Origin of the sequence: Streptomyces sp. NPDC002580 (assembly GCF_042889485.1) — a bacterium.
Classification (GTDB): domain Bacteria; phylum Actinomycetota; class Actinomycetes; order Streptomycetales; family Streptomycetaceae; genus Streptomyces.
Window position 1 is genome coordinate 414,526 of record NZ_JBIAQZ010000002.1, and the last position, 26,115, is coordinate 440,640.

General features: G+C 72.4%; 24 protein-coding genes and 4 pseudogenes. 12 read left to right on the forward strand and 16 right to left on the reverse strand.

The window, feature by feature from the left end; translation table 11 throughout:
* Window positions 1-23: 23 nt before the first annotated feature.
* Window positions 24-2,369: a glycoside hydrolase family 65 protein gene (locus ACFYW7_RS08300; RefSeq protein WP_389499357.1), complete on the reverse strand. Its 2,346-nt coding sequence runs from the start codon at window positions 2,367-2,369 to the stop codon at window positions 24-26.
* Window positions 2,366-3,106, reverse strand: coding sequence for an HAD family hydrolase (locus tag ACFYW7_RS08305; protein ID WP_389499359.1), 741 nt, complete (start codon window positions 3,104-3,106; stop codon window positions 2,366-2,368). Before ACFYW7_RS08305 ends, ACFYW7_RS08300 begins: the two co-directional genes overlap by 4 nt.
* A 168-nt stretch (window positions 3,107-3,274) precedes the next feature.
* Here ACFYW7_RS08305 and ACFYW7_RS08310 point away from each other — a divergent pair, with 168 nt between their 5' ends.
* Entirely contained in the window at window positions 3,275-3,985 is a 711-nt protein-coding gene (locus ACFYW7_RS08310; RefSeq protein WP_389499361.1) for a nucleoside/nucleotide kinase family protein, read from the forward strand.
* Between the two features lie 319 nt (window positions 3,986-4,304).
* On the opposite strand, the gene ACFYW7_RS08315 is transcribed toward ACFYW7_RS08310, so the two are convergent.
* Window positions 4,305-5,078: a peptidoglycan-binding protein gene (locus tag ACFYW7_RS08315; RefSeq protein ID WP_389499363.1), complete on the reverse strand. Its 774-nt coding sequence runs from the start codon at window positions 5,076-5,078 to the stop codon at window positions 4,305-4,307.
* Window positions 5,079-5,589: 511 nt separating this feature from the next.
* On the opposite strand from ACFYW7_RS08315, the gene ACFYW7_RS08320 reads away from it, so the two are divergent.
* The 3 genes from ACFYW7_RS08320 to ACFYW7_RS08330 all read left to right on the forward strand — a co-directional run bounded on the left by ACFYW7_RS08320 (window position 5,590) and on the right by ACFYW7_RS08330 (window position 7,390).
* On the forward strand, window positions 5,590-5,949 hold the full coding sequence (locus ACFYW7_RS08320; RefSeq protein ID WP_389499364.1) for a luciferase family protein: 360 nt from the start codon (window positions 5,590-5,592) through the stop codon (window positions 5,947-5,949).
* Window positions 5,950-6,142: 193 nt separating this feature from the next.
* Complete coding sequence (locus ACFYW7_RS08325; RefSeq protein WP_389500390.1) at window positions 6,143-6,811, forward strand: TetR family transcriptional regulator; 669 nt, start codon at window positions 6,143-6,145, stop codon at window positions 6,809-6,811.
* A 138-nt stretch (window positions 6,812-6,949) separates the two neighbouring features.
* Window positions 6,950-7,390 (forward strand): Zn-ribbon domain-containing OB-fold protein, encoded by a 441-nt coding sequence (locus tag ACFYW7_RS08330; RefSeq protein ID WP_389499366.1) that lies wholly within the window; start codon window positions 6,950-6,952, stop codon window positions 7,388-7,390.
* A 75-nt stretch (window positions 7,391-7,465) separates the two neighbouring features.
* Here ACFYW7_RS08330 and ACFYW7_RS08335 read toward each other — a convergent pair whose 3' ends face one another.
* From ACFYW7_RS08335 to ACFYW7_RS08355, 5 genes and pseudogenes are all read right to left on the reverse strand, one after another.
* A complete protein-coding gene (locus ACFYW7_RS08335) occupies window positions 7,466-8,272 on the reverse strand; it encodes a pectate lyase (RefSeq protein ID WP_389499368.1) in 807 nt (268 codons plus the stop codon).
* Window positions 8,273-8,330: 58 nt separating this feature from the next.
* Window positions 8,331-8,552 (reverse strand): hypothetical protein, encoded by a 222-nt coding sequence (locus tag ACFYW7_RS08340; RefSeq protein WP_389499370.1) that lies wholly within the window; start codon window positions 8,550-8,552, stop codon window positions 8,331-8,333.
* 460 nt (window positions 8,553-9,012) lie between these two features.
* A pseudogene (locus tag ACFYW7_RS08345) lies at window positions 9,013-9,506 on the reverse strand (MFS transporter); the annotation flags it as partial.
* Between the two features lie 125 nt (window positions 9,507-9,631).
* Window positions 9,632-10,018 carry a PPOX class F420-dependent oxidoreductase gene (locus tag ACFYW7_RS08350; protein ID WP_389499372.1) on the reverse strand — a complete coding sequence of 129 codons (387 nt, stop codon included), beginning with the start codon at window positions 10,016-10,018 and terminating at the stop codon, window positions 9,632-9,634.
* A 55-nt stretch (window positions 10,019-10,073) separates the two neighbouring features.
* Entirely contained in the window at window positions 10,074-10,709 is a 636-nt protein-coding gene (locus ACFYW7_RS08355; protein ID WP_389499375.1) for an HAD family acid phosphatase, read from the reverse strand.
* Between the two features lie 270 nt (window positions 10,710-10,979).
* On the opposite strand from ACFYW7_RS08355, the gene ACFYW7_RS08360 reads away from it, so the two are divergent.
* The gene (locus tag ACFYW7_RS08360; protein ID WP_389499378.1) at window positions 10,980-12,332 is read left to right on the forward strand and encodes an NAD(P)/FAD-dependent oxidoreductase; all 1,353 of its coding nucleotides are present in this window, start codon (window positions 10,980-10,982) and stop codon (window positions 12,330-12,332) included.
* Window positions 12,333-12,384: 52 nt separating this feature from the next.
* Here the strand turns inward: ACFYW7_RS08360 and ACFYW7_RS08365 are convergent.
* Window positions 12,385-12,735, reverse strand: a pseudogene (locus ACFYW7_RS08365) (type 1 glutamine amidotransferase domain-containing protein); the annotation flags it as partial.
* A gap of 88 nt (window positions 12,736-12,823) precedes the next feature.
* On the opposite strand from ACFYW7_RS08365, the gene ACFYW7_RS08370 reads away from it, so the two are divergent.
* Window positions 12,824-14,212 carry a S1 family peptidase gene (locus ACFYW7_RS08370; protein WP_389499380.1) on the forward strand — a complete coding sequence of 463 codons (1,389 nt, stop codon included), beginning with the start codon at window positions 12,824-12,826 and terminating at the stop codon, window positions 14,210-14,212.
* A 130-nt stretch (window positions 14,213-14,342) separates the two neighbouring features.
* On the opposite strand, the gene ACFYW7_RS08375 is transcribed toward ACFYW7_RS08370, so the two are convergent.
* A complete protein-coding gene (locus tag ACFYW7_RS08375) occupies window positions 14,343-14,528 on the reverse strand; it encodes a hypothetical protein (protein WP_389499382.1) in 186 nt (61 codons plus the stop codon).
* Window positions 14,529-14,599: 71 nt separating this feature from the next.
* The gene (locus ACFYW7_RS08380) at window positions 14,600-15,295 is read right to left on the reverse strand and encodes a L,D-transpeptidase family protein (RefSeq protein WP_389499384.1); all 696 of its coding nucleotides are present in this window, start codon (window positions 15,293-15,295) and stop codon (window positions 14,600-14,602) included.
* Between the two features lie 228 nt (window positions 15,296-15,523).
* Here ACFYW7_RS08380 and ACFYW7_RS08385 point away from each other — a divergent pair, with 228 nt between their 5' ends.
* Window positions 15,524-16,924: a pyridoxal phosphate-dependent decarboxylase family protein gene (locus ACFYW7_RS08385; RefSeq protein WP_389499386.1), complete on the forward strand. Its 1,401-nt coding sequence runs from the start codon at window positions 15,524-15,526 to the stop codon at window positions 16,922-16,924.
* Here the strand turns inward: ACFYW7_RS08385 and ACFYW7_RS08390 are convergent.
* Complete coding sequence (locus ACFYW7_RS08390) at window positions 16,921-17,760, reverse strand: SDR family NAD(P)-dependent oxidoreductase (RefSeq protein ID WP_389499388.1); 840 nt, start codon at window positions 17,758-17,760, stop codon at window positions 16,921-16,923. The two genes, ACFYW7_RS08385 and ACFYW7_RS08390, sit on opposite strands and share 4 nt — an antisense overlap.
* Window positions 17,761-17,810: 50 nt before the next feature.
* Here ACFYW7_RS08390 and ACFYW7_RS08395 point away from each other — a divergent pair, with 50 nt between their 5' ends.
* Window positions 17,811-18,350: a hypothetical protein gene (locus ACFYW7_RS08395; RefSeq protein ID WP_389499390.1), complete on the forward strand. Its 540-nt coding sequence runs from the start codon at window positions 17,811-17,813 to the stop codon at window positions 18,348-18,350.
* Between the two features lie 87 nt (window positions 18,351-18,437).
* Here the strand turns inward: ACFYW7_RS08395 and ACFYW7_RS08400 are convergent, their stop codons facing one another.
* From ACFYW7_RS08400 to ACFYW7_RS08410, 3 genes are all read right to left on the reverse strand, one after another.
* The gene (locus tag ACFYW7_RS08400) at window positions 18,438-19,364 is read right to left on the reverse strand and encodes an SDR family oxidoreductase (protein ID WP_389499392.1); all 927 of its coding nucleotides are present in this window, start codon (window positions 19,362-19,364) and stop codon (window positions 18,438-18,440) included.
* A gap of 143 nt (window positions 19,365-19,507) precedes the next feature.
* Window positions 19,508-20,137: an MBL fold metallo-hydrolase gene (locus ACFYW7_RS08405; RefSeq protein ID WP_389499394.1), complete on the reverse strand. Its 630-nt coding sequence runs from the start codon at window positions 20,135-20,137 to the stop codon at window positions 19,508-19,510.
* Entirely contained in the window at window positions 20,137-21,222 is a 1,086-nt protein-coding gene (locus ACFYW7_RS08410; RefSeq protein WP_389499397.1) for an S-(hydroxymethyl)mycothiol dehydrogenase, read from the reverse strand. Before ACFYW7_RS08410 ends, ACFYW7_RS08405 begins: the two co-directional genes overlap by 1 nt.
* Window positions 21,223-21,301: 79 nt before the next feature.
* On the opposite strand from ACFYW7_RS08410, the pseudogene ACFYW7_RS08415 reads away from it, so the two are divergent.
* Window positions 21,302-21,918 (forward strand): annotated as a pseudogene (locus tag ACFYW7_RS08415) (sulfite exporter TauE/SafE family protein); the annotation flags it as partial.
* Window positions 21,919-21,921: 3 nt separating this feature from the next.
* On the opposite strand, the gene ACFYW7_RS08420 reads toward ACFYW7_RS08415, so the two are convergent.
* Window positions 21,922-22,209: a metal-sensitive transcriptional regulator gene (locus ACFYW7_RS08420; protein ID WP_389499399.1), complete on the reverse strand. Its 288-nt coding sequence runs from the start codon at window positions 22,207-22,209 to the stop codon at window positions 21,922-21,924.
* A 119-nt stretch (window positions 22,210-22,328) separates the two neighbouring features.
* Here ACFYW7_RS08420 and ACFYW7_RS08425 point away from each other — a divergent pair.
* The 3 genes and pseudogenes from ACFYW7_RS08425 to ACFYW7_RS08435 all read left to right on the forward strand — a co-directional run.
* Window positions 22,329-22,547 (forward strand): annotated as a pseudogene (locus tag ACFYW7_RS08425) (rhodanese-like domain-containing protein); the annotation flags it as partial.
* 405 nt (window positions 22,548-22,952) lie between these two features.
* The gene (locus ACFYW7_RS08430) at window positions 22,953-24,707 is read left to right on the forward strand and encodes an ABC transporter ATP-binding protein (RefSeq protein ID WP_389500392.1); all 1,755 of its coding nucleotides are present in this window, start codon (window positions 22,953-22,955) and stop codon (window positions 24,705-24,707) included.
* Window positions 24,708-25,143: 436 nt separating this feature from the next.
* Window positions 25,144-26,103: a helix-turn-helix domain-containing protein gene (locus tag ACFYW7_RS08435; protein WP_389500394.1), complete on the forward strand. Its 960-nt coding sequence runs from the start codon at window positions 25,144-25,146 to the stop codon at window positions 26,101-26,103.
* Window positions 26,104-26,115 lie beyond the last annotated feature (12 nt).

The window sequence follows — 26,115 nt, forward strand, 5'->3', positions numbered from 1 at the left end:
CCGGACGGGCCCCGCGCCCCGTCTCACCCCTGAGGATTCGGCCGCCGGTGCGGCGGCTGGTCCGGGGCGGGGCGCGACCGGGGCGCCGGGATGGAGAGCCGGCGCGGCTTGTCCGCGTCGACGGTGAAGGGTTCGCGGTAGTGGTGGATCTCCAGGGAGTCGCCGGTCGCGAGGGTGTACGTGGCGGCGTCCCGCCCGATCTCCACGCGCAGCCGGCGGCCCAGCACCTCCAGGGAGAACGCGAGCCGGTTGAACCGTTCCGGCAGCCGGGGCGCGAACTCCAGGGTGTCGCCGTGGTGCCGCAGCCCGCCGAACCCGGCGACCAGGGCCGTCCAGGTACCGGCGAGGGAGGCGATGTGCAGTCCGTCGCGGGTGTTGTGCTCCAGGTCCTCCAGATCCATCAGCGCGGCCTCCACCAAGTAGTCGTAGGCGAGGCCGTGATGACCGGTCTCGGCGGCGATCACGGCCTGGCAGCAGGCGGACAGGGAGGAGTCGCGGACGGTGAGGGGCTCGTAGTAGGCGAAGTTGCGCGCCTTGTGCTCGTCGTCGAAGAAGGAACTGCACTTGTACATGGCGAGCACCAGGTCGGCCTGTTTGACGACCTGCTTGCGGTAGATGTCGAAGTAGGGGAAGTGGAGCATGAGCGGGTACTGGTCGGGGCGGGTGGCGGTGAAGTCCCAGCGCTGGTAGCGGGTGAATCCGGCGTGCTGTTCGTGGACGCCCAGTTCGTGGTTGTAGGGGATGTGCATGGCGTCGGCGGCGTCGCGCCAGGCCGCGCTCTCCTCCTCGTCGACACCGAGTTCCGCGGCCCGGCCGGGATGCCGTTCGACGGCGTCCGCGGCACCCAGGAGGTTCGCCCGGGCCATCAGGTTGGTGTACGTGTTGTCGTCGGCGACCGCGCTGTACTCGTCGGGTCCGGTCACCCCGTCGATGTGGAACCTCCCCCGGTGGTCGTGGTGCCCGAGCGAGCGCCACAGCCGTGCCGTCTCGGTCAACAGCTCGACCCCGGTGTCCCGTTCGAAGCGCGTGTCACCGGTGGCGGCGGTGTAGCGGATGACGGCGTCGGCGATGTCCGCGTTCACGTGGAACGCGGCGGTGCCGGCCGGCCAGTACGCCGAACCCTCCGAGCCCGCTATGGTCCGCCAGGGGAACGCGGCTCCTCGCAGGCCGAGTTGGACCGCCCGTTCGCGTGCGGCGGGCAGGGTGCTCTGGCGCCAGCGCAGTGCCTCGGCGACGGCACCGGGCGAGGTGTAGGTGAGCAGCGGCAGGACGAACGTCTCGGTGTCCCAGAAGGCGTGGCCGTCGTAGCCGGAGCCGGTCAGGCCCTTCGCGGGAATCGCCCGCTGTTCCGCGCGGGCACCGGCCTGAAGGACGTGGAACAGGGAGAAGCGGACGGCCTGTTGGATCTGCTCGTCGCCTCCGACCTCGACGTCGGCGCGGTCCCAGAAGTCGTCCAGGCAGGTCCGCTGTTCGTCGACGAGCTGCCGCCAGCCGCCGTGCCCGGCGGCGGCGAGGGCCGCGTCGACCTGGTCGCGCAGGGCGGGCAGGGACCGGGTGCCCGACCAGCCGTACGCGACGGTCTTCTCCAGTCGCAGCGTCTGGCCCGGCTCCAGCACGGAGGTCACCGTCAGCCGGGCGAGGTCGGCGCTGGACTCACCGGTCAGGGTGGTGCGCTCGGGTCCCGTGACCACGTGGTCGGCGGCCGCGGCGACCCGCAGCCCGCTGCGCCGGGTGCGGTGCACGAGCCGCAGCCGACGGCCCGCCGCGAAGTCGTCCTCCGCCTCCAACGGCGACTGGAGGGCGACCGCCGCTCGCGGATCGCCGCTGCGGCCGGGCAGTTGCTCGTTGGCCACCAGTTCCGACTGGAGGACCACGCGGGTGCGGCGGTCGACGGGCTCCACCTCGTAGGCGATGGCGGCGATGGCCCGCTGGGTGAAGGAGACGAGCCGGGTGGAGCGCACCCGGACCGTGGAACCGGCCGGTGAGGTCCACTCGCACGTGCGGGTCAGCAGTCCGGTGCGCAGGTCGAGGACGCGCTCGTGGAAACGCAGTCGTCCGTAGCGCAGGTCGAACGGCTCGTCGTCCACCAGCAGTCGGACGATCTTGCCGTTGGTGACGTTGATGACCGTCTGCCCGGACTCCGGGTAGCCGTAGCCCGCCTCCGCGTACGGCAGCGGATGTGTTTCGTGGACGCCGCCCAGATAGGAGCCGGGCAGGCCGTGGGGTTCGCCCTCGTCGAGGTTGCCGCGCCAGCCGACATGGCCGTTGGCGAGGGCGAACACGGACTCGCTCTGCGGCAGCAGACCGAGGTGCAGTTCGCTCTCGCGCAGTGTCCAGGGGTCGACCCCGTACGACGAGTGGGTGATCACGCGCGGTCCTCCAGTTCGGACAGGTCCCGTACGACGATGTCGGCGCCGTGGGCGAGCAGTTCGGCGCCGTGGCCGACGCGGTCCACTCCGACGACGTACCCGAAGTGGCCCGAGCGGCCCGCGTCCATGCCGGCCAGCGCGTCCTCGAAGACGGCCGCCGCGGACGGTTGGACGCCGAGGTCCTTCGCCGCGGCCAGGAAGGTGTCGGGGCGCGGTTTGCCCGGCAGCCTCCGCTCGGTGGCGACGACACCGTCGACGCGTACGTCGAAGAGGGACTCCGCCCCCACCGAGCGGAGGATGTCCCGGCAGTTGGCACTGGAGGAGACGACCGCGGTCCGCAGGCCGTGCGCGCGGACGGCCTCGACGTAGCGCAGCGTGCCGTCGTAGGCCTCGACCCCGTCCGTGCGGATCAGGTCGAGGAGCAGCTCGTTCTTGCGGTTGCCCAGCCCCTGGACGGTGTTCAGGTCCGGTGGGTCGTCGGGGGTTCCCTCGGGGAGTCGGACGCCTCGCGAGGCGAGGAAGGAGCGGACGCCGTCGGCACGCGGCAGCCCGTCCACGTACCTGGCGTAGTCGTCGGCGTCGTCGAAGGGGCGGAATCCGTCGCCGTCGCGGGCGCGTAGGAAGTCGTCGAACGTCCGCTTCCAGGCGGCCGCGTGGACCACGGCGGTCTTGGTGATGACCCCGTCGAGGTCGAAGAGGCAGGCCAGGATCGTCTTCGGCAGACCGAGTTCCGTCATAGGAGCAGTCTTCCCCCGGGAATCCTCTCCAGCGGGTGGCGAGCGCCACAACGTTCGGCGTCGGGACGGCGTGTCCCCGCCCGGTCCGGCACGGGACGTCCACCGCGTCCCGGTCACCGATACTGGGCCCATGGAAATCACCGTCCTCCTGATCCCGCCCCCGCTCGGATGACCACGGCGGGTACGGCCTTCGACGACCTCGTGGAGCGGGCCGGCTCGCTCGTACGGCCCGGCCGGCGCGCTCTCCTCGGCATCGCCGGCGGCCCCGGCGCGGGCAAGACGACGCTCGCCGAACGCCTGGTCCGGCGGCTGAACGAGCGAGGGGCCCCGCACGCCGCCCACGTGCCGATGGACGGTTTCCATCTCGCGGACGCCGAGCTGGACCGGCTGGGGCGCCGCGACCGGAAGGGGGCTCCGGACACGTTCGACGCGGCGGGGTACGCGGCGCTGCTGCGCAGGCTCCGCGAGGACGAGGAGGATCTCGTCTACGCGCCCGGCTTCGAGCGGGTCCTCGAACAGCCCCTGGCGGGTGCCCTTCCGGTGCCCCGGGCCGCACGGCTGATCGTCACCGAGGGGAACTACCTGCTGCTGCCTGACGGGTCCTGGGAGCGGGCGCGCGCGCAGCTCGACGAGGTGTGGTTCTGCGAGCTCGACGAGGACGAACGGATCCGGCGGCTCGTCGCGCGTCACGAGGAGTTCGGCAAGGACCACGAAACGGCGGTGGCGTGGGTGCTCGGCACCGATCAGCGCAACGCCGCGCTGGTCGCCGCGACACGGGACCGCGCCGACCTGGTCGTGGGGACGGCGGTCACCGGGGCCGGAACTCCCCCTCCGGTTCCCCGTGGGCATCGTCCGCCGGATCGCCGATCCACGCGGTGAACTCCTCGGTGCGGAGGTCCGGTCGGGCCGCTGTGCCCGCGAACGTGGGGGCGTAGGAGCCCGGAGGTCCGTACCGGACGGCGACAACCTGCTCGTGCGGAGCCGGAGTTCACCAGCCGGGCCGCCCTCTCGGCCCGTCGGTGCTCCGGAACCGGCACGACCGGCACCGGAGTTCACCCGAGACCCCTACTCCGGGCAGGGAATCACCCTGCCCGGTGCGGGAGTTCCGCCGCCGCACGAGAACGCGGAAGGTCCGAGGCGCGGGAGGATGCCGGGGCGGGCGAGGACGACAGTCACCGCGCCACCCGCCCCGGCCGTTCTACGGGGCCGCCGTCCGGGATTCCAGGTCGGCCCGCGTGTCGTTGCCGTACACGCCGGACTCGTCGCCCCGGATGCCGTACCAGACCTGGAAACGGGCGACGGCCGCGGTGAGCGCGGCGTCGTAGGCGCCGTCGGTCGCGCCGTGGTCGTACACGTTCGGGATGGCCAGCAGACGTCGCTGAAGCACCGTCACCTCGGGTCCGCTGTCGCCCTCCCTCAAGGTGCCGGCACCGTCCGGATCGGCGGCACCGGCCGAAGTGGCGGGCGCCGTGGAGGAGTTCGCCGCGCCTCCCGCCCGGGACGTGTCGTCCTGGTCCGCGCGTGGCACGAGGAGGGCGAGCGCGAAGCCGATCAGGGCCGCCGCCACGACGGCCACGGTGATCGCGGCCCGGCGCAGGCCCGCGCCGCGGCCCGAGGCGTGGCGGCTGCCGCGCCCCTCCGGGTGAGCGCGTCCGTACCCGGCGGCGGGCCCGGTGTGTCCGCCCGCGGGCACCGTGTCGTCGGTGTAGTCCTCGCCCTCCGGGACCGGCGGAAGCTCCTCCGTCTCGTCCTCCTCCAGGGGCGGCAGGAGGCGTGCCGGGGGCACGGGCCCGGTCACCTCCGCCGTGGGGACGGCGACCGACTCGTATCCCCCGTCCGCGTCCACCCTCTCCTGCTCACGGACCAGTCGCAGGAGTTCCGCCAGGGACTCGGAGCGACGGCGGCGCTGGACGTGGGTGGGTTCGATCACGGAGCGCCCGGTGGGCTCCCCGCGTCCGGGCGGTGTCGACACACTGCTCTCCTTTGTCCGCGCGGCTCCCGCCGTCCCTGTGCAGTGATACGGGGCCACGGGCCCGCACGTTCAGAAGCTCCCCGGCGCCGGACCCGGCGGCCGGCCGACGCGCTCCGCCCCGGTGAGGGACCTCCGGCGGGGCCGGCGGCCCTTCCTCACGGACGGACTCATGGCCGAATCAAAAGCCGGGTCGGCGGAAGGCCGACCAATTCCCTGGAGATCGCTGACGGACGCGTCCCTGTCGTCGGCCGTATGCCCCCCCCCGAGAACAGCGGCGTTGCCGGTCCTTCCCTATCGAAAACCCACCTGACCGGGTCCGGCTTCCGGCCGGTTCCCGACGTACAGCCTGCCCCGGACCACGGGTCCGGGGCCACGCTCCGCTGTCACGGACGGGCCATCACCACGAAGCGTCGCCGATTTCACGGCGATATCCGGACATTACGGAGCCACCGTCGGATTGCATCCGTGTCAACTGCTGGTGGCCGAGAGGTGAGCTGGCCATGATGGGCCCATGACCTTGGCCTCCAGAGCCATGACGCGCCTCGCGACCTGGCCGGACCTCGCGGAGTCCCTGCCGAGTTGCGGCACGGGGCGCGCACTGTGCGCGGCGCAGTGCGAGATCATCCACTTCCACTCGGACCACGACGTGGACCTGCACCTCACCGACCGGGCCATCCGTCGCTTCGGGGACCACCTGAAGAACTCCACGGCGATCCGCGTGGTGCCCGGCTCGCGCTGGGTGACCATCCATCTCGAGGTCGACTCGGACATCGACCTCCTGCTGACCCTGGTGAGCGTGGCCCTCCAGGCCCACGGACCCGGCCATGTCACGGGCGACGACATCCCTTCGGCGAACTGCAACGACCGCTGACCGTCCGCGCCGGGGACCACGACGACCGGGCCCCCGGCCGGTCAGGAGCAGGGACTCAGAGGCATCCGAGGCACTCAGTTCCCTCCCAGGAGTGCACCGAGTGCCATCGTGTCCGTTTCGGTGCTAGCTTCCGACCATGAACGAGGCACGAGGGCGCCGCGAGTCCACCGAAGCGACCACCGCCAAACCGCCGATGCGGGACGCCCTGGTGGGAGCCGCCTTCCAGCTCTTCCTGGAGCGCGGCTACGAGGAGACCACGGTCGACGACATCGTGGCGCTGGCCGGGGTCGGCCGCCGTTCGTTCTTCCGCTACTTCCCGTCCAAAGAGGACGTGGTCTTCCCCGACCACGAGCGCTGCCTGGGCGACATGACGGCCTTCCTGAGCGAGGAGGACAGCACGGACGACCCGGTCCAGCGCGTCTGCGACGCCGCCCGGCTGGTGCTGCGCATGTACGCCGAGAATCCCACGTTCTCCGTCCAGCGCTACCGCCTCACCAAGAAGGTTCCGGGACTGCGCGCCTACGAACTGTCGGTCGTCTGGCGTTACGAGCGTGCCCTCGCCGACTATCTGCGCGGGCGCTCCACGGGTCCGCGCGCCGACACGCTGCGGGCCGATGTCGTCGCCGCGGCCGTGGTCGCCGCACACAACAACGCCCTGCGCTCCTGGCTGCGTTCGAGCGGCGAGGGGGACGCCGAGAAGGCGGTCGACCACGCGCTCGGGTACGTACAGCGCACGTTCGGCTCCTCGCCGGGCGGCCCCGTGGACGAGAGGCCGGAGGACGTGGTGGTCGTCGTCTCGCGGCGCGGGGCACCGATGTGGCGTGTGGTCCAGGAGATCGAGTCGGCCTTCGGGCAGAACTGAGCGCGGACCGAGCCGCCCCGCCTCATTTATTTTGAGGGTACGGAGTGCCTTTACGGGTGACACTGAGTGCCATAACCTGTGGTCGTGCACGGCGTTCCGCGCACATCGGATTCCGGCCGAGCGCAGGGAGATGACATCGTGTACCACCCAGGAATCGCCCTTCACCCGGGCATCGGCCCCGCGCCGGACGTGTTCCACACCGGCTCCCCCATCGGCCCTCGCTCCGGCTCCGAGGAGCACGCCGGGGACGCGCTGCTCTTCCAGCGGTGCGGCTGGTGCGCCACCGCCATGTTCAACCGTCTCCTGTGTCCCGTGTGCGCCGGCAGCGACCTGCGGACGGAGGCGAGTGTCGGCGCGGGCGTCGTGCGCCACTCCACGGTGATCCACCGCAACACCCCGGCCGCCCGCAACGTCTCCCTCATCGAGATGACCGAGGGTTTCACGGTCCGGGGCCGGGTCATGGGCTCGCCCGCCACCATCCACAGCGGCGACCGCGTCCGGCTCGCCACCGCCCAGGACCCGGTGCGCCGGCAGCCGGTGTTCCAGCTCGTCGACGGCTCGTACGGCGGCTGGAACTGAGAGCGTCCCGTACGCGGCCGAGCGGACCGGCGTACGGGTCCGGTCCGTTCGGCCGCCGGGGAACACCGTCGATCGTCAGCCGTAGGTGATGTCGGACGTGGCGTACTTGCAGTAGGTGCCGTCGGGACCGCTGCCGTTCGTCGTCGGCTCCGCCCCGGTGTTGTTGCCGATGTACTTCTGGCAGGGGACGATCTTCTTGCCGCTGTCCCCGACCATCCTGATCGACCTGAGGGTCGCGCTGTCGCCGTAGTTGGTGTTGATGCCGACGAGCTTGCTTCCCTTGTAGGTCGCCTCGATGCCGCTGAGATTGATCGTGCGCTTGTACTGCGTCTTGCAGTTGCCGCAGGAACGGACGAAGGTACCGAACGTCTGGACCGCGAAGTTCGACACGTTCAGCGTTCCGGCGCCGTTGAACTGGAACACCTTGTCGCTGGCCGCCTTCGCGCCGCCGCCGCTGACGGAGTAGACGTTCGACGAGGAGGAGCCGAGGAACGTCGCCGCGTCCTCGCCGACGTCCTCCCACCAGACGTTCTGCAGCGTGCAACTGCCCAGGCAGTGGATGCCGTCGGCGGCGGGCGCGCCGATGATGACGTTCTTCAGGACGGTGCCCGCGGCGAGCTCCAGGATCGGTCCCTGGTCCTCGTCCTGACCGCCCGATCCCAGGTCACCGGTCCCGTAGAGGCGCTTCATCCCGTAGTCCTTGGTGCCGGAGACCGAGATGGTGGAGGAGACGGCCTGACTGCCGTTCGCGGTGGGCCAGGTGGCGGCGCTCGCCGGCGTCAGGGCGCCGTCGGCCATCACCATGGCGGCCGAGAGGCCGAGCGCGGCGAGCGTGCCGGTGAGTGCGCGCCGCCGGGCGCGCGGTCGTGCTGATGACGTCATGTCCCGATGCCTTCTTCCAGGTGGGGGGATCCGATGGGGAGGCGTGACGGTGGGGCGGTCAGAGCTTTCCGGCGTTCACGCCGGACGTCACCGAGGCGACGGCGGTGACGGTGGTCGCGCAGCCGTCACCGGTGGTCCCGGCGCCGAAGCCGACCGGCGAGGTCTCGGCCGCTCCGGCCGACCGCGGCAGGACGCGTGCCGTGGCGACGACCGGGGCGGCGGCGCCGGCCGTCACCAGGGCCCGGCGCGTGAAGCGCGGTGGTGGGGGGTGAGGACGCATGCGGGTGTGTCCCTTCAGACTTGACTGCGGGTCACGTACATAGACTTTGCTCGCACCTATGAACAGAAGACGGTGCGCGGTCTTGCCTGCCCGACCCGATCGCGGGCCGGGGGAGGTTACTTGCGCAGGTAGCGTGGCTCGCGGCTCCGACGCCTCGTGCACGAGCTGTCACACATGGGTCACGCCGCTGAACGGGAACGTATGGGGTAAGCGCTTTCTAGTCAACGTCTCCCGCAGAACACATCCGGCCAACTCGCGAACCCGTGGCCACCCACACCCCACCCGCCCGGGCCGGCCGTGGGCGCGGCGGCCGTGGCCCCGCGGACTGAGACGGTGGCGGTGACGGAGACCGGGGCCCGGCCGGGCGCCCGCCTGCGTGATGCCGAACCTCGCCGGAGTCGGCCGCCGAGTGCACGAGCCCGCTCGCGCCCGGTGGGAGCGGCGCCGAGCGGGCCCGCGTCCCTTGGTCCTTCTCCAGGGCGACGGCGGACGCGCAAAGGGGCGTCGCCGCGGCGGGGCCACCCCGGAGGGCGGCCGGACCGTGGGGTGCGAGAGCGGTGATGACCGCCGGGAAGACGGCCAGGCCCAGCCCGTGGAGACCTCGAAACGGGCGAGCAGCCGTCCGAGGGCGGAGGCCGGGCGAGGGCGGAGGCCGGGCGAGGGCGGAGGCCGGGCGAGGGCGACGACCAGCGCGGTGGCGCTGCCGGCGTAGATGATCTCGCCGATGGCGCAGACCACGGACACCGCGGCGACGGCCGGGACACCCCAGCCCCCTCCGAGGGAGGTCGCCGCGAGGAAGCCGAGGCAGGACACGGTGAGCACCACGCCGGCCGGTGTCAGCACGGCCCGCCGGGAGTACCGGGACAGCAGGACGGTGACCGGGACCTGGAGGGTGGCCACCAGCACCGTGTCGGCCACGAAGACGGCCGCCGGCCGGACCGGTGACGCGTGCAAGGGCACCGACCTGCCGGCGGCCGTGCTGCGCTGAGCCGCGAGGGGTCCGCGGCGCCCGGGGACGCCGGAGGCGGTCGTACGGGGGTCCGGGCACGGACCCCCGTACGACCGCCGGGCTCACGGCCTCACGGAGTCAGGGTGATACGGATGCCGACCGTGCCGCTCTCGCCCCGGCGCAGCCGGCTGCCGAACAGGGTGAGCCGGCCCGTCAGCCCGTACTTGGCGGCGAGGAGCTTGCGGTAGCGGGCGGTCTCGGCCGCGTCGACGATCTCGGCCGTGGCGGGGACCGACTCGCCCGTCGGCCTGCCCCGCACGTCGCACGGACCGACCAGCACATCGGCCCGGTTGCGGATGCGCTTGACCTTCCAGCTGTCGGCGACCGTCCAGGCGCCGAGCGCCGCACCGTCCCGCACCACCCACACCGGCGTGGCCACCCCCGTACCGTTCTTGCGATAGGTGGTGATCAGCAGGTACTTGCCCGATCCCAGCGCGTCCAGCGAGGCCTCGTCCATGGCGGAAGTGTAAGCGGACCGGTGCGCGCGGAGCGGAACCGCCCGGATGCCCGCTTCAGGACAACTGGCCGTCGTAGTCCGGCAGCTTGAACGTCCGCTCGGCGTGGCCGCCGACCAGGTCGGTGGTGTTGTTGCCGACGTTAGCGATGATCGTGTAGCCGAGGGACTCGATCTGCGCGCGCTTGCCGGTCTTGTAGGCGCTGACCTCGGCGAACAGGTCCGGCAGGTCACGTACGTAGAGGCCGTCGACCGGGTAGCCGACGCTCTTGAGGTTCCACTTGGTCTCGGAGGCGATGATGCCCGGACGCGCGGTCACGAAGAAGACGGCGACACCGCGCTCGTGCGCGTAGCGGGCGAGCGCCAGGGAGGCCCTCACCGCCGGGGTGGGCAGCTGGTACCAGGGGTGGAAGTCCGTCTCCAGCGTGGTGTTGTCGATGTCGAACACGACCGCGAGCTTCGAGCCGCCGGCGGCGGAGGTGCGCTGCCCCACGTAAGGCACCGCCTGGTCGATGACCGCCTGGACGTCGTTCTGCCAGGTGGCGTAGTCGACGTCCGCCGTCGCCGTCGCGCTCGCGACCGCCCGGGCCGGGGCCGCTCCGGCGGACCCGGCCGCGGTGACCGTCCCGCCGATCCCCAGCGCCACGACCGCCGACACCACGCCCATCCGGCGCACCACACCGCGTCCTGTCATGCCTGTCCCCTTTTCGCGTCTGCTGCACATGGCTGTTGCACATGTCTGCCGATGGAGTCCGCGTACATCGCGACGGCGACGGTGCCTGGACCGTCGCCGCGCGGCAGACATGATCCTGGCCGCGCGTGTACGGGAAGGGAAGAGGTAGTTACCGATCGGTAGAGATCGTGACCGGCGCGACTCCGGGTACCCGCGGTGCGGTGGCAGACGTCCGTGCCGCGTGTGAGCCTGAGGCTCGCTGCCGGCACCAGTGGAGAGAGGCTGCTCGGAATGCAAGGACCGAACATCGTCATCGTCGGCGCGGGTTTCGCGGGAGTCGAGGCGGCGCGGAGCCTCGAACGGATGCTGGGTCCGGGCGACGCCCGGATCACCCTGGTCAGCCCCACCGGCTACCAGCTGTACCTGCCGTTGCTGCCGCATGTCGCCGCCGGTGTCGTCACGCCGCAGTCCGTCGCGCCCTCGCTGCGCCGGATCCTGCGCCGTACCGCGCTGGTGCCCGGCGGGGTGATCGGCGTCGACCCGGGGGCCAAGGTCTGTGTCGTCCGCAAGATCACCGGCGATCTCGTCGATCTGCGCTACGACTACCTGCTCCTGACTCCGGGGAGTGTGACCCGCACCTTCGACATCCCGGGTCTGGCGGACGAGGCGCGGGGCATGAAGACCCTCGCCCAGGCCGTGTACCTGCGCGACCACGTGATCGCCCAACTCGACCTGGCGGCGGCCACGTCGGACGAGGCGGAGAGGGCGGCACGGCTGCAGTTCGTGGTGGTCGGGGGCGGCTACGCGGGCACCGAGACGGCGGCCTGCCTGCAACGTCTGACCACCGCCGCCGCCCAGCGCTACCACCCGCGCATCGACCCCGGGCTCATCAAGTGGCACCTGGTCGACGTCGCCCCGAAGCTGCTGCCCGAGCTGGGGGACAAGCTGGGCACGAGCGCGATGCGGCTGCTGACCGAGCGCGGTGTGCGGATCTCGCTGGGCACGTCCGTCGCCTCCGTCACCAAGGACGAGATCACCCTCACCGACGGACGGGTACTGCCCTCCCGGACACTGGTGTGGACCGCCGGTGTCATGGCCAGCCCGCTGGTCGACTCGCTGGGCGCGGAGACCGTACGCGGACGGATCGTCACCGAGCCCGACTTCAGGGTGCCGCGGCTGGACGGGGTCTTCGCGCTGGGCGACGCGGCGGCGGTGCCCGACCTGGCCAAGGGGGACGGATCCGCCTGCCCGCCGACCGCGCAGCACGCCGCCCGGCAGGGCCGGCACGCCGCGAAGGTGCTGACGGCGAGGCTGCGCGGTGAGCCCACCCTGCCGTACCGGCACCGGGACCTCGGCCTGGTCGTGGACCTCGGCGGCCATGACGCCGTGTCCAAGCCGCTCGGCATCGACCTCCGGGGCGCGCCCGCTCAGCTCGTGGCACGCGGATACCACCTGTACGCGCTGCGCACGGGTGCCGCCCGGTTCCGTACGGGCGCCAACTGGCTGCTCAACGCCGTCGCGGGTGACGACTTCGTGCGCACCGGGTTCCTCGCCGACCGCGAGGGCACCCTGCGGGACTTCGAGCGCACGGACGTGTACCTGACGCCGGACGAGGTGCTCGCCCGGACCCGCGCCCGCGCGTAGGCGAGGGCAGGGGGCGGGGCGGGGCGGCGGTATCAGGTCGCCCCCCCGGAAGCAGCAGCCCGTCGAAGTCCGCCACGTACACGTCGGCCCAGGAGACGGGGGCCCGAACTCCGCCGATCCGGTCAGCTCCGCGTGGAAGAGGGGGTTCGCGCTCCGCTCCGAGCTGTCCGAACAGGACGCCCGTCAGGAGCCGCGGGTCCGCTTCCGGGTGGATCCCGGCGTGTTCGTCGGCGAAGACGACGTCGTGGCCCGCCCGCGTCAACAGCCGCCAGGGTACGGCGACTTCGGTGACGTCGAAGTCACGGTCGGGGACCGGGATCAGCACCCGCCCGCGCCCGTCACGGCAGCCGCCGCCGGAGCGATCCGGCCACCCGGCACGACCTGCGGGCGACGGTGAACACATGGGCGTGGGCGCACGTATGAGGGGAGGGCCCTCGACCAGGGCCCTCGGCGGCGTGGCCGCCGCTCGGTTCGGCTTCGGGAGCCCAAGGATGAGGCACGCACGACGACGGATCGTCCGACGGGGGGCGCGCTTCGCGGCCCTCGGCGGACTGCTCTTCGGGAGCCTGATGGTGACGCACGCGATGGCGAGCGAACCGTCCGGCTCGGCGCGTGCCCCGCGGAGTTCGGCACAGGCCGCGGCGGGCACGGGTGCCGGGCTGGTGACCCGGCTGGGCGCCGCGCGGACCGCCGGCAGCTGGATCGCCGACGACGGGCAGCCGGTGGTCGCGGTCACCGACTCGGGCGCGGCGGCCGAGGTGAAGTCGGCGGGCGCACGCCCGAAGGTCGTGTCGCACAGCATGCAGGACCTCAAGTCCGCTACTGAGGAGCTCAGTTCGGCGCCCCGGGTGCCGGGCACGGCCTGGGCGGTGGACTACAAGAAGAACGAGGTGGTGGTGCAGGCCGACAGCACGGTCTCCGCCACCGACTGGTCGCGCATGACGAAGGTCGCCGACGGCATCGGCGACGAGGTGCGGATGCAGCGGACCCAGGGCACGTTCACCACTCGGGTGAACGGCGCTCAGGCGATCTTCTCGACCAGCGGGCGCTGCTCGGCCGGCTTCAACGTGACCAGCCCGCAGGGCGAGTTCATCCTCACCGCCGGACACTGCGGGCCCGCCGGGTCGGTCTGGTTCTCCGACAACACCGGCCGGCAGCAGGTGGGCCGCACCATCACCACGGCGTTCCCCGGCAGCGACTTCTCCCTCATCCAGTACGACGCCGGACAGCAGCCGAAGAACGGGAGCAACATCGTCGGCATAGGCGGCGGCAACGGCGTCCGGATCAACGGTGCCGCCGATCCCACCGTGGGCCAGCGGGTCTTCCGCAGCGGCAGCACCAGCGGGCTGCGCGACGGGAAGGTGACCGCGCTCAACGCGACGGTCAACTATCCCGAGGGGACGGTCACCGGGCTCGTCGAGACGACGGTGTGTGCCGAACCGGGCGACAGCGGAGGCCCGTTGTTCTCCGAGGGCATCGCGCTGGGGGTGACCTCGGGCGGCAACGGGGACTGCAAGACCGGAGGTACGACGTTCTTCCAGCCGGTCACCAAGGCGCTGACGGCGCTGGGGGTGACGCTCGCGGGCCAGGGCCAGGGAGCCGCCGGACAGTCGTCCGCCGCCCCCTCGGCGCCGTCCACCGCGGCGGCCTCACGGGAGGCGGCGGTCTCGCCGGGCTCGGCCGCACCGGGTGCGGTGGAGCCGGTGGACACCGCCGGGACGGCCGAGACGTTCGTCTCCGAGCTCACGGACCCGCAGAACGTCGGCCCGGGACTGCTCGTCATCGCGGGAAGCGTCATCGCGCTGATGGCGACCCGGTTCATCCGAACCGAGCAGGACCGCAACGCCTATCGGCGGCAGTACGCGCAGAGTTGGGGCTGATCGGCCCGAAGCCGGTTCGGAGCGGCCAAGGTCGGGCCGCTCCGCCGGAGATCGGTGCCGAGGTCCGAGGCCGTGGCTCCCGTCCAGGTCCGACAGGACCTGGGGGAGCCCGGGGCTGACACGCGGAAGGTCAGGCCGCCCTGGCCGTCGACGGGGCGGCCTCGGCCCATTCCAGCACCAGGCGCTGGTACTCGCGGCGCTCTTCGATGCTCAGTGTCCCGCCCGCCCGGAACCAGAGGGCCCGGATCTCCTCGTTGACCTCGGCGGCGGAGCGCCGAGTGTCGGTGCAGGAAGTGGTGGACATGACGTGAAGCATACGGTCCTTGACGTGAAGACAATGTGAGTAAAGGTACATCGGCCGACATTACGGACCGTGAAGCTCGTCACTCACGTTCCGGGCTTGCGGCCGTACACGTAGACGTCGTCGCCGTTCTTCAGCAGCGACCAGTACTTCTTGGCCGTCGTCGAGGTCATGTTGACGCAGCCGTGGGAGCCTGGCGGGTTCCACATGCTGACGCCCACGGAGTGGAACGCCTGACCGCCGTCGAAGAACTGGCTGTACGGCATGGCCACGTTGTAGATGCTGGAGACGTGGTCGATGTCACGCCAGTAGACCTTCTTCAGGCCGGTACGGGTCTCGTAGCCGTTCCTGCCCGTGCGGACCGGGACCGGTCCGTAGACCAGCCGGCTGCCGTCCTGGATCCAGCTCAGCTGGAGCGTGAGGTTGACGCAGGCGATGCGGCCCTTGTTCACCGGGCACCTGCCGTCCCTGTTGGGGGTGGTCCCCACGGCCTTCTGCTTGTTCATGAGGTCCATCACGCCCCAGGTGACGGGTCCCGCGTACCCGATGTTCGGGGTGATGCCGTGCTTGTTCTGGAAGGCCTGGATCGCCTTGCAGTCGGCGGTGGACTGACGGCCGTCGACCGGCCGCCCGAGGAACTTCTCCACCTGCTTCTGGTTCGGGCCGGTCGACGTGGTGCAGCTCGCCGCCTGCGCGGGCCCCGCGCCCAGCGCGAGGGTGAGCGGTGCGACCAGTCCGGTGAGCCCGAGCGCGACGGCTCCTCGTCTGCGTATGTCCCCCATGGCGGTCCTTCCCTCTCGTGTTCATCGTGTCTTCTGCCAGTTAGACCGTCCATGAGGGTATTGCGTTGTACAGCCGCCGAGGCTGGGACCGAACGGTGACATTCCTCGCGGCACGGACGCCGAGGCCGGCGCCCCGCCCCCGGAGGGATCCGGACCCGCGCGCGATTTCGGTCCAGTTGTTCCCGGGTGGACCGGGGTTTCGACGGGGCCCCGCCCTACGCTGCCGCCATGGACCCCACTCTCGCCGAGGATCTCGAACGCCTCCCCGAACTCCTGCAGGCCGCGCGTGACTTCGCCGTCGGAGAGGTGCGCGACCTCGACCACCGTCCCGTCGCCCATCTGGGCAAGGCGCCCCTCCCCGCGCCGCTTCCGGCCGGTGGCGCGGGGACCGAGGGCGCCCTGGCCCGGTTCGCCGAACACTGGGCGCCGGGGTTCTCGGGCTCGGCCGGGCCGCGCTACCTCGGCTTCGTCACCGGCGGAACGACGCCCGCCGCGCTCGCCGGGGACTGGCTGACCGGCGCCTACGACCAGAACGTCTCCGGAGGCGCCGGGTCCCTCGCGGGCGCCCTGGAGCATGAGACCCTGGGCTGGCTGCGGGAGCTGTTCGGACTCGGGGAGGAACACCACGGGGCGTTCGTCAGCGGGGCGACGGTCTCCAACACGGTCGGGCTCGCCATCGCGCGCGAGTGGCTCGGCGAGCGCCGGGGCGTGTCGGTCGCGCGGGAGGGGGTCGCCGCGCTCGGTCCGGTGGACGTCCTGTCGGGCAGCCCGCACTCCAGCGTGACCAAGGCCCTGTCGGTGCTCGGCCTCGGCCGGGACAGTCTGCGTCCGGTGCCGGTGCTGCCCGGCAACCGCGAGGCCGTGGACGTCGAGCGCCTCGACGCGGCGCTCACCGCGCTCGACGGGCGCCCGGCGGTCGTCGTGGCGAACGCCGGGACCGTGAACACCGTCGACTTCGACGATCTGCGGGCCATCGCCGCGCTCAGGGAACGTCACGACTTCTGGCTGCACGTCGATGCCGCGTTCGGCGGCTTCGCGGCGCTGTCGCCCGCGTACGCCTCGCTGGTGGCGGGCCTGGACGCGGCGGACTCGATCTGCGTCGACCTGCACAAGTGGCTCAACGTCCCCTACGACGCGGCCGTCCAGTTCACCCGCCGCCAGGACCTCCAGGTCCGGGTCTTCCACAACGCCTCGCCCTACCTCGGACCGCCCACCCAGGATCCGGACTTCCTGCACCTGACACCGGAGAACTCGCGTCGGCTGCGCGCCCTGCCGGCCTGGTTCTCCCTGGCGGCGTACGGCTCCGCGGGGCATCGCGAGATCGTCGAGCGCAACGCCGCGCTCGCCCGGCGGCTGGGCGAACGGATCGCCGGAGTGCCCGGACTCCGTCTCCTCGCGCCGGTCCGGCTGAACGTCGTCTGCTTCACCCTCGCCGACGACCCGTCCGAACGCCGTGTCCACGAACTGGCCGACGCCGTGGCCGCCTCGGGCGAGGCCTTCGTGACGCCGACGTTCTACGACGGGACGCACGGGCTGCGCGCCGCGTTCAGCAACTGGCGTACGTCCGAGGCCGACACGGACCGGGTGTTCGAAGCCGTCGAGCGCCTCTGCGCCGAGCCTCGCAGCTAGGGGAGGTCCCCGCCTCCCTCGCCCCCGCCCCCGTCGTCGGCGTCCCGGCCGTACCTCTTGACCGCCTGCCGGAAGCCGGTGTTGACGCCCAGCAGGCCGCCGTCGACGCACAGGGTCGTGCCGGTGATCCAGGACGCGTCGCGGGAGGCGAGGAAGGCGACGGCGGCCGCGATGTCCTCGGGCTCGCCGACCCGGCCCAGCGGATACAGCTCGGCGGCGCGGGCGAGGTCGTCGTCACGGCCCTCCCAGGCCGCGGTACGGACGGTTCCGGGGGCCACCAGGTTGACCCGGACCCCCCGCGCGGCGGCGTGGCCGGCCAGGGTGCGGGTGAGCGACATGAGTCCCGCCTTCGCCGCGCTGTAGGCGTGGTTGCCGAAGTCCTGGATCCCGTTGACGGAACCGATGGTGACGATCGCGCCGCGGCCGGAGGCGACCAGGTGCGGGAGGGCCGCGCGGGCGCAGCGATAGGCGCCGGTGAGGGTGATGTCCAGGTCCCGGGCCCACACCTCGTCGCTCTCGTCCTCGAAGAGCCGGGCGTCGGGGCTGCACCGAAAGGCGTTGTTCACCAGGACGTCGAGCGAACCGAACGCGTCCACGGCGTACGCCACGGCGGCCTCCACCTGGACCCGATCCCCCACGTCGCAGGTGAACGACTCGGCCCGCGCGCCGAGTTCGCGCAGCCCGGCGGCCGTCTCCCCGGCCTGGGCCGAGTCAATGTCGGTGACCAGGACCTGGGCGCCCTCCTCGGCGAGGCGGCGGGCGGTGGCCGCGCCGATGCCGCGAGCCGCACCCGTGATCAGAACTCCGTACCCCTCGAAGCGCCTCATCGCAGTCATGGCAGGCAAGTTACCGTCATGATCGTCGCGCCGACAGATAGCGTGCCCACATGTCCGCCTTCATACAGCAGCTCCCGGCACTGATCGGTGTGGTCATCGGCGCCCTCGGTTCGTACCTGGCGATCGTGCGGGGTGACCGGGCCCGCTTCGGCCGCGAGCAGGCGGCGCGTTGGGAGGAACGACGGCTCGCGGTGTACGCCGACTACGCGCGGTGCCTGAAGCGGACGATCACGCTGACCTACCGGGTCGCCGCCCATCTCGGCAACGACCCGCACCCGCATCCGCTGTCGCCCCAGGAGGCGGCTCCGCTGCTCGCCGAGGCCGCGGAGGCCGGGGACCCGGCCGGTGAGGCGCTGCTGCTCCTGGGCACTCCGGAGGTGGTGGAGAAGTCGCGGGCCTGGGTCGTCGTGGTGATGGAGATGGAGCGCTTCCTGTACGAGGACACCCGCGACCCCGAGGCGTGGCAGGTGCTGCTCGAACGCCAGCGCACCGGGCGCGAGGGGTACTACGCGGCGGTGCGCGCGGACCTCTCACTGACGACGGAACGCCCGGCCTCCTGGCAGGTCCCCCCGCTCCACGCGAACACCTGACCCGGTCCCGCCGCCGTCGCGAGGCGGCCGAGGCCCCCGCCTTCCACGTCCCTTGCCCGGCCCCTCGCCTTCCCCGGCCTCCGTCGCTCAGCGGTATCCCGTCGCGTCCGCCGGCATCCCCTTGTCCTGCACCTCGACCATGTAGCGCCAGGCGTCGGGACGGCTGCCGTCGCGGTCGGTGAAGCCGTACACCTGGGCGAGCTGCCCGCTGGAGAGGGACTGCCCGTTCCAGCGCGCGACCTCCTGGTCGGCGGCCAGCGCCGCGACGGCGCGTCCCACGTAGAAAGGCGTCTCGGAGATCCCGAAGTGCGGGACGCGTTCCTCGGCGTCGCGCCAGTTCTCCTCGGTCACCCCGAAGGTCTCGAGCATCATCTCCGAGCGCAGCCAGCCGGGGGTGAGGGCCACGGCGGTCGCGCCGCGCGGGCCGAGTTCGTGTCCGAGGGCGAACGCCATGCGCAGCACGGCCGACTTGGCCAGGTCGTAGAAGAAGGAGATCCGGTAGGTGTCCCGGTTGTACTCCGCCGTGCCGTCCGTCATCTCCACGACCAGTCCGCCGGGACCGCGCAGCAGCAGGGGCAGCGCGTGGTGGCTGGTGATCGCGTGGGTCTCGACGGCCAGCCGGAGCATCCGGAGGCCGTTGTCGAGGTCGTGCTCCCAGACGGGGGCTTCCCACTCGAAGAGCTTCTCGGAACCCCAGATGTCGTTGACCAGGACGTCGAGGCGGCCCTGCTCCTCGGCGATGCGGGCGACGAGCGCCGCCACCTCGGCCGGCACGAGGTGGTCCGTGGGGACCGCGATGCCCCGCCCGCCCGCCGCGGTGACCAGGTCGGCGGTGTCCTCGATGGTCTCGGGGCGGTCGTACTCCGAGCGCCGTTCACGGGTGCTGCGCCCGGTCACGTAGACGGTGGCACCGGCCGCGCCCAGTTCCACGGCGATTCCGCGGCCCGCCCCCCGGGTCGCGCCCGCCACCAGCGCGACCTTGTCCACGAGCGTGCCTTCCAACGGCCCTGACATGTCCGACCTCCCTGCCCTCGGCGCCCACGGGCCGGTGTCGCCCGTGCGTCCCTGCGAGCGTCTCCCGGAAGTCGGACATCTTCTGTCAGGTATTCCGTCGTGTTTACGCCGTGTCGCGCGGGCGGGGCTGCGGGGCGGCCGGGTCAGTGACCACGGGCGATCCACTCCTCCAGGTGCGGCGCCTCCGCCCGGATGGTGGTCGAGTCGCCGTGTCCCGTACGGACGACCGTGTCGCCCGGCAGGGTGAGCAGCCGGTCACGGACCGACTCGATGATCGTCGGGAAGTGGGAGTACGACCGTCCTGTCGCCCCGGGGCCGCCCTGGAAGAGGGTGTCGCCGGAGAAGAGGGTGGCGAGGCCCGGGTCGTAGAGGCAGACCGCTCCCGGGGCGTGGCCCGGGGTGTGCAGCACGGTCAGGTCCGTGCCCGCCGCCTCGATCACCTGGCCGTCCTGGAGCCAGGCGTCGGGCAGGCGGTCCGGGTGGGTCAGTTTCCACAGCGGCAGGTCGTCGGGGTGGAGCCAGATGGTGGCGCCGGTGCGCTCCGCCAGGGCGGGGGCGGCGTCGATGTGATCATTGTGGGCGTGGGTGCACACGATGGCCGTCAGCCGCCGCTCTCCCACCGCCTCGGCGATCGCGTCGGCGTCGTGGGCGGCGTCGATGACGATCGCCTCGTGATCGTCACCCACGATCCACACGTTGTTGTCGACGTCCCAGGTGCCGCCGTCGAGCTCGAACGTGCCCGAGGTGACGAGGTGTTCGATGCGCGCGCCCATCACAGCATCACCACCGAACGCAGCACGTCGCCGTGGTGCATCCGCTCGAAGGCCGCCTCGATGTCGTCCAGGGCGATCGTCTCGCTCACGAACGCGCCCAGGTCCAGGCGTCCTTGGAGGTGCAGGTCGATCAGCATCGGGAAGTCGCGGGAGGGCAGGCAGTCGCCGTACCAGGACGACTTGAGGGCGCCGCCGCGCCCGAAGACGTCGATCAGGGGGAGTTCGAGCTTCATCTCCGGGGTGGGCACGCCGACCAGGACGACCGTGCCGGCCAGGTCGCGGGCGTAGAAGGCCTGCTTGTACGTCTCCGGGCGGCCCACGGCCTCGATGACGACATCGGCGCCGAAGCCGCCGGTGAGTTCGCGGATCGCCTCGACGGCGTCGGTCTCACGGGAGTTGACGGTGTGCGTCGCGCCGAGCTTCTGGGCGGTCGTGAGCTTGCGGTCGTCGATGTCGACGGCGATGATCCTCGCCGCGCCCGCGAGCCGGGAGCCGGCGATCGCCGCGTCGCCGACGCCGCCGCAGCCGATCACCGCGACCGTGTCGCCGCGTCCGACGTTCCCCGTGTTGATGGCGGCCCCGATCCCGGCCATCACTCCGCAGCCGAGGAGACCGGCCACGGCCGGGGAGACCGACGGGTCGACCTTGGTGCACTGCCCGGCCGCGACCAGCGTCTTCTCGGCGAAGGCACCGATACCGAGCGCCGGCGACAGCTCGGTGCCGTCGGTCAGGGTCATCCTCTGCTTCGCGTTGTGGGTGTCGAAGCAGTACCAGGGGCGCCCGCGCAGACAGGCGCGGCACTGCCCGCACACCGCGCGCCAGTTGAGGACGACGAAGTCGCCGGGTGCCACCTCCGTGACGCCCTCGCCGACCGACTCGACGATCCCGGCCGCCTCGTGGCCGAGCAGGAAAGGGAAGTCGTCGTTGATCCCGCCCTGCTTGTAGTGCAGGTCCGTGTGGCAGACCCCGCAGGCCTGGATCTTCACGACGGCCTCGCCCGGCCCCGGATCGGGTACGACGATGGTCTCGACGCGCACCGGCTCGTTCTTGCCCGGTGCGATCACGCCGCGTACTTCCTGCGCCATGTGAGTGAGCCCTTCCCTGAGTCGACGTTCCGTCAACCGACCCTACGGCGTGACCGGCCGGTAGAAGGCCAGGTGGACCGCGGCGGCCGCCACCGCGAGCCTCGTCACCGTCACCTCGGCCACCGCGCTGTCGGCGCACGCCCGGGAGGGCACCGTCCGCCGGCGGGCCGGGTCGCTGTTCGCCGCGGCGGGACTGATCCCCCGCGGCTGGGCGGGGCGGCCTCGGGACAGCTGCCCTCCGCCGTGCTCACCGGCGCGTTCTCGCTGATCGCGGGCCTCGCCGCGTTCCGCATGCTCCGGCCGACGGCCGACGGGCGGGGTCCCGCACCCGCGCGGCCCGGCCGGATCACCGGGGCGGGCGCGGGCCTCGGCGCGATGACCGGGGTGCTGGGCGTGGGCGGCGGCTTCCTCGCCGTACCCGCTCCGGTGAACGGCGTGGGACTGCGCATGCGGGCCGCCGTCGGCACCGGTCTGCTGGTGATCACGGCGAACTCGCCGGCCGCGCTGCTCGCCCGCGCGGGAACGGCACAGGACCTCGACCGGACGGTCGTGGCACCGTTCACCGGAGCGGCCGTCCTCGGGGCGTGGGACGGGAGGCGCCTTGCGGCCCGGGTGTCCGGGGGCACGCTTCGGCGGATCTTCGCCTGGGCCCTGCCGGCCGTGACCGCGCTGATGCTTCTGGACGTCGTACTGTGAGGCTCAGGCCAGCGACAGGAAGAGCTTCTCCAGCCGGGCCCGCATCTGCTCACTGGTCTCACCGTTCTTCGCGCCGTTCTCGGCGTCGGTCAGACACTGCTGGAGCCCGGTGGCGATGATCGCGAAGCCGGCCCGGTCCAGCGCGCGGGAGGCCGCGGCAAGCTGGGTGACCACGTCCTCGCAGTCGCGCCCCTCCTCGATCATCCGGATCACTCCGGCGATCTGTCCCTGCGCCCGGCGCAGCCGGTTCAGCACCGACTTCAGCTCGGCACCCGCGAGTTCCAGTTCCACGAACACTCCTTCACCTATACCCCTAGGGGTATGATACTCCGCCCTGTGGGGCACCCCCGACGAACAAGGATGACACTCCCCAGGAGCACCCCGCGTCCCTCGACGCCGCACAGGCCCACGCCCGGCTCACCGAGCTGACCGTCATCGACGTCCGTACCCCCGGCGAGTACGCCTCCGGCCATCTGCCGGGCGCCCTCACCATCCCCCTGGACCGCCTCCACCGGATGCTGCCCGTGCTCGGCGACGCGCGCCCCGAACTGCTCATGGTCTGCGCCTCCGGCAACCGCTCGGCGAACGCGTGCGCCCTGCTCGCCGGGCACGGTGTCGCGGCGGCCACGCTCACCGGCGGTACCGGCGCCCGGGCGGAGCTCGGACACGGACTGCACCGCCCGTCGGCCGCCCCGCGGGCCGGCTGGTCCATGGAGCGCCGGGTCCGGTTCACCGCCGGCGCCATCGTCCTGCCGGGGCTCGGACTCGGACTCCTGCACCCCGCCTGGCAGTTGCTCTCCGCCGGGGTGGCGGGCGGCCTGGTCCTCCCGGCCCTCACGAACACCTGCGGCATGGCCGCGCTGCTCGCCCGGCTCCCGCACAACCGCCCGCGTCCGGCGGACCTCGATGCCGCTCCGGCGGCACTCGGGCGCCGCGTGTCCCGAGTCCGCTCGGACGCGGGGCGGCCCGGACCGGACCGGCCGCGAGGCCGACGTAGCCTGAGGGTCCCGTCCTCAACTCCCGCGAGGAGCCCCGTGAGCCCGACCGAGGCCGAGCCCGAGGTGCCCGCGTGGCGCCTGTTGCTCGGGTATGTACGTCCGCACCGACGGGCGTTGCTGGCCGGGGCGCTGCTGGCGCTCACCACCGGGGCCACCGGTCTGCTGCTGCCGTTGGTGGCGCGCGGGCTCATCGACGACCTCTCGCACGACCGGCCGATCGGGCGGGCCCTGCTCTGCATGGCGGCACTCGTGGTCACCAACGCGGCGGTGGGGGCGACGGGTTCGTACGTGCTGCGGCGCACCGCCGAGTCGGTCGTGCTCGGCGCGCGCCGCGCCCTCTCGTCGTATCTGCTGCGGCTGCGCATACCCGCCGTGGACCGCAGCGAGCCCGGCGACCTGATGGCCCGCATCACCTCCGACACGACCCTGCTGCGCGAGGTCACCACCGACTCCCTGGTCGGCCTCGGCACCGGCGGCCTCACCCTCGTCGCCACGGTGGTGATGATGGGCCTGGTCGACGTGGTGCTGCTCGGCGTCACGCTGGGCGTGGTCCTGTGCGCGGGGACCGTGCTCGGCCTGATCGTGCCGCGCATCAACCGGGCCAGCAGGCAGGCCCAGGACGCCGTCGGCGCGATGGGGGCCCTGCTGGAGCGGACCCTCGGTGCCCTGCGCACGATCAAGGCGTCCGGTGCCGAGCACCGCGAGGAGCGGGCCGTCCACGCGGCCGCCGAGGAGTCCTGGCGACAGAGCGTGCGGGCCGCCAAGTGGTCGGCCGCCGCGGGCAACACGGCCGGTCTGGCCATGCAGGTCGCCTTCATCACGGTCCTGGCGGTGGGTGGCGCCCGGGTCGCGACCGGCGCCATCGGCGTGGGCACCCTGGTCGCCTTCCTGCTCTACGTGTTCTACCTGATGTCGCCGATCCAGCAGGTGGTCGGCGCGGTCACGCAGTACCAGACCGGCGCCGGGGCGCTCGCCCGTATCCAGGAGTCCCTGCGGCTGCCCGCGGAACCCGCCGCCCCTCCCGCGCCGTTGCCGACGCCGGGCGCCGGACCCGCCGCGCTCACCTTCGACAACGTCCGCTTCCGGTACGCCGACGATCTGCCCTACGTCCACCACGGCGTGACGTTCTCCGTCCCGGCCCGCGGACTGACCGCGTTCGTCGGGCCTTCCGGAGCGGGCAAGACCACCGTCTTCTCGCTCATCGAGCGGTTCTACGATCCCGAGGCGGGCCTCATCACCGTCGACGGCCGGGCGCTGGAGCAGTGGGACCTGCCCCGGCTCCGTTCCGCCATCGGCTACGTGGAGCAGGACGCGCCGGTCCTGTCCGGCTCCCTGCGCGACAACCTCCTGCTCGGCAATCCGGAGGCCGAGGACGGCGAGGTCACCCGGGTGCTGCGGACGACCCGCCTGGACGGCCTGGTCGCCCGGCTGCCCCGCGGTCTGGACACCCTGGTCGGACATCGCGGCACCAAGCTGTCGGGCGGCGAACGCCAGCGCGTCGCCATCGCCCGGGCCCTGCTGCGCCGCCCCCGGCTGCTGCTCCTGGACGAGGCCACGTCACAGCTCGACGCCGTCAACGAGGCCGCGCTGCGCGACACGGTCGCCGATGTGGCCCGTACAACCACGGTGCTCGTGGTCGCGCACCGGCTGTCCACCGTCACGACGGCCGACCGCATCGTCGTGATGGACGCGGGCCGCGTCCGGGCCGTGGGCACCCACCGTGAACTCGTGGCCGCGGACTCGCTCTATGCCGAGTTGGCCGCCACCCAGTTCCTCGCGACCGCCGGATGACCTCCCCACCCGGTGCCGGGAAGGAATCCGCGACGGGGTCCCGGGTCGCGTCGCCGGGCGGCCCGGCCCTCAGCCGCAGCCTCACCTTCGCCCACCCTCCGACCGCCGCCCGGCGGTCCGCCCACCGGCCGGGCGGCGCCCGGACCGCCGTCCGCCCCTCCGGCCCCGGCCCTCGTCACACACCGCGCCGCCGCCGGCACGCGCCGCGCCCTCGATCCTCACCCATGGTGACGTGGCGTCACCTTCCGCGTCATCGCCCGTCCGAGGATGCGCCGAACTTCCCGGTGCGTCGGCGATGTCCCGGAATTCCTTGGCCGAGGACCGGCTCTCCTCTATGGTGATGCCCTCTTTCCGCCTCGCGGGGGCGGCCGTCGGCCCGACGGCCGCCCCGGCGGGCGCGAAGGCACGTCCCACCCGGATACACAGGCGACTGATGATGGTCAAAAACCCCGCCCCGGCCTGGCAGGCCGCCCCCGAGATCACCTTCCCGGCACCCGTCGGCCCACCCGCCGGTCTGGAAGTGATCCCGCTGGCCGCGCTGCGCGCCCGGTGCCGCACCCGCGGAATCGATCCCGGCGCCCCGCAGCGCCCGACCGTCCACCAACTGCTCACCGTCACCTCCGGCACGCTGCGTCGGACCGTGGACTTCACGACCCACGAGGTCGAGCCGGGCGGCTGGCTCTGGACGCGTCCCGGACAGGTCCTCCAATGGGAAGACGTCACCGGGGCCGAAGGCGTCCTGATCGCCTTCGCGGCGGACTTCCCGGACCCGGCCACGGCCGACGCGGCCCGCCTGGACGATCCGCACGCGCGCGTGCTGCGCGTTCCGAGGCCCGAGGACTCCGCGTCCCTGCGGGTGGCCGCCGCGCATCTGGAGCACGAGTTCCTCGCGCCCGGCCGGCTGCCGGACGACGCGCACCTGGCCGTTCTGCGTCATCTGCTGGACGTGCTGATTCTGCGCCTGGCCCATCTGGACGGTCCCGCGAGCCCGGTCCCGGGACCAAGCGAAACCTTTCTTCGGTTCCGCGAGACCGTCGAGCGGGACTTCGCGCACACCCGCCGGGTGGACGACTACGCCCTCGCCCTCGGCTACTCCGCCCGCACACTGTCGCGTGCCGCCCTCGACTCGGCCGGGGTCGGCGCCAAGGAGTTCATCGACCGCCGGGTCGTACTGGAGGCCAAGCGGCTGCTCGCCCACACGGAACTGGCCGCCGCCCACATCGCCGCCCAGCTGGGCTTCTCCAGTGCCACCAACTTCGCCAAGTACTTCCACCAGCGCGCCGGGCAGGCCCCCATCGCGTTCCGCACGACGGTGCGCCACCGGGGCGGGGGCGTCCCGGCACCACGACGCGAGGACGACTTCACCCGGCGGAGCGTACGTCCGTCCGACCGGTGACCGGCAGGCCGG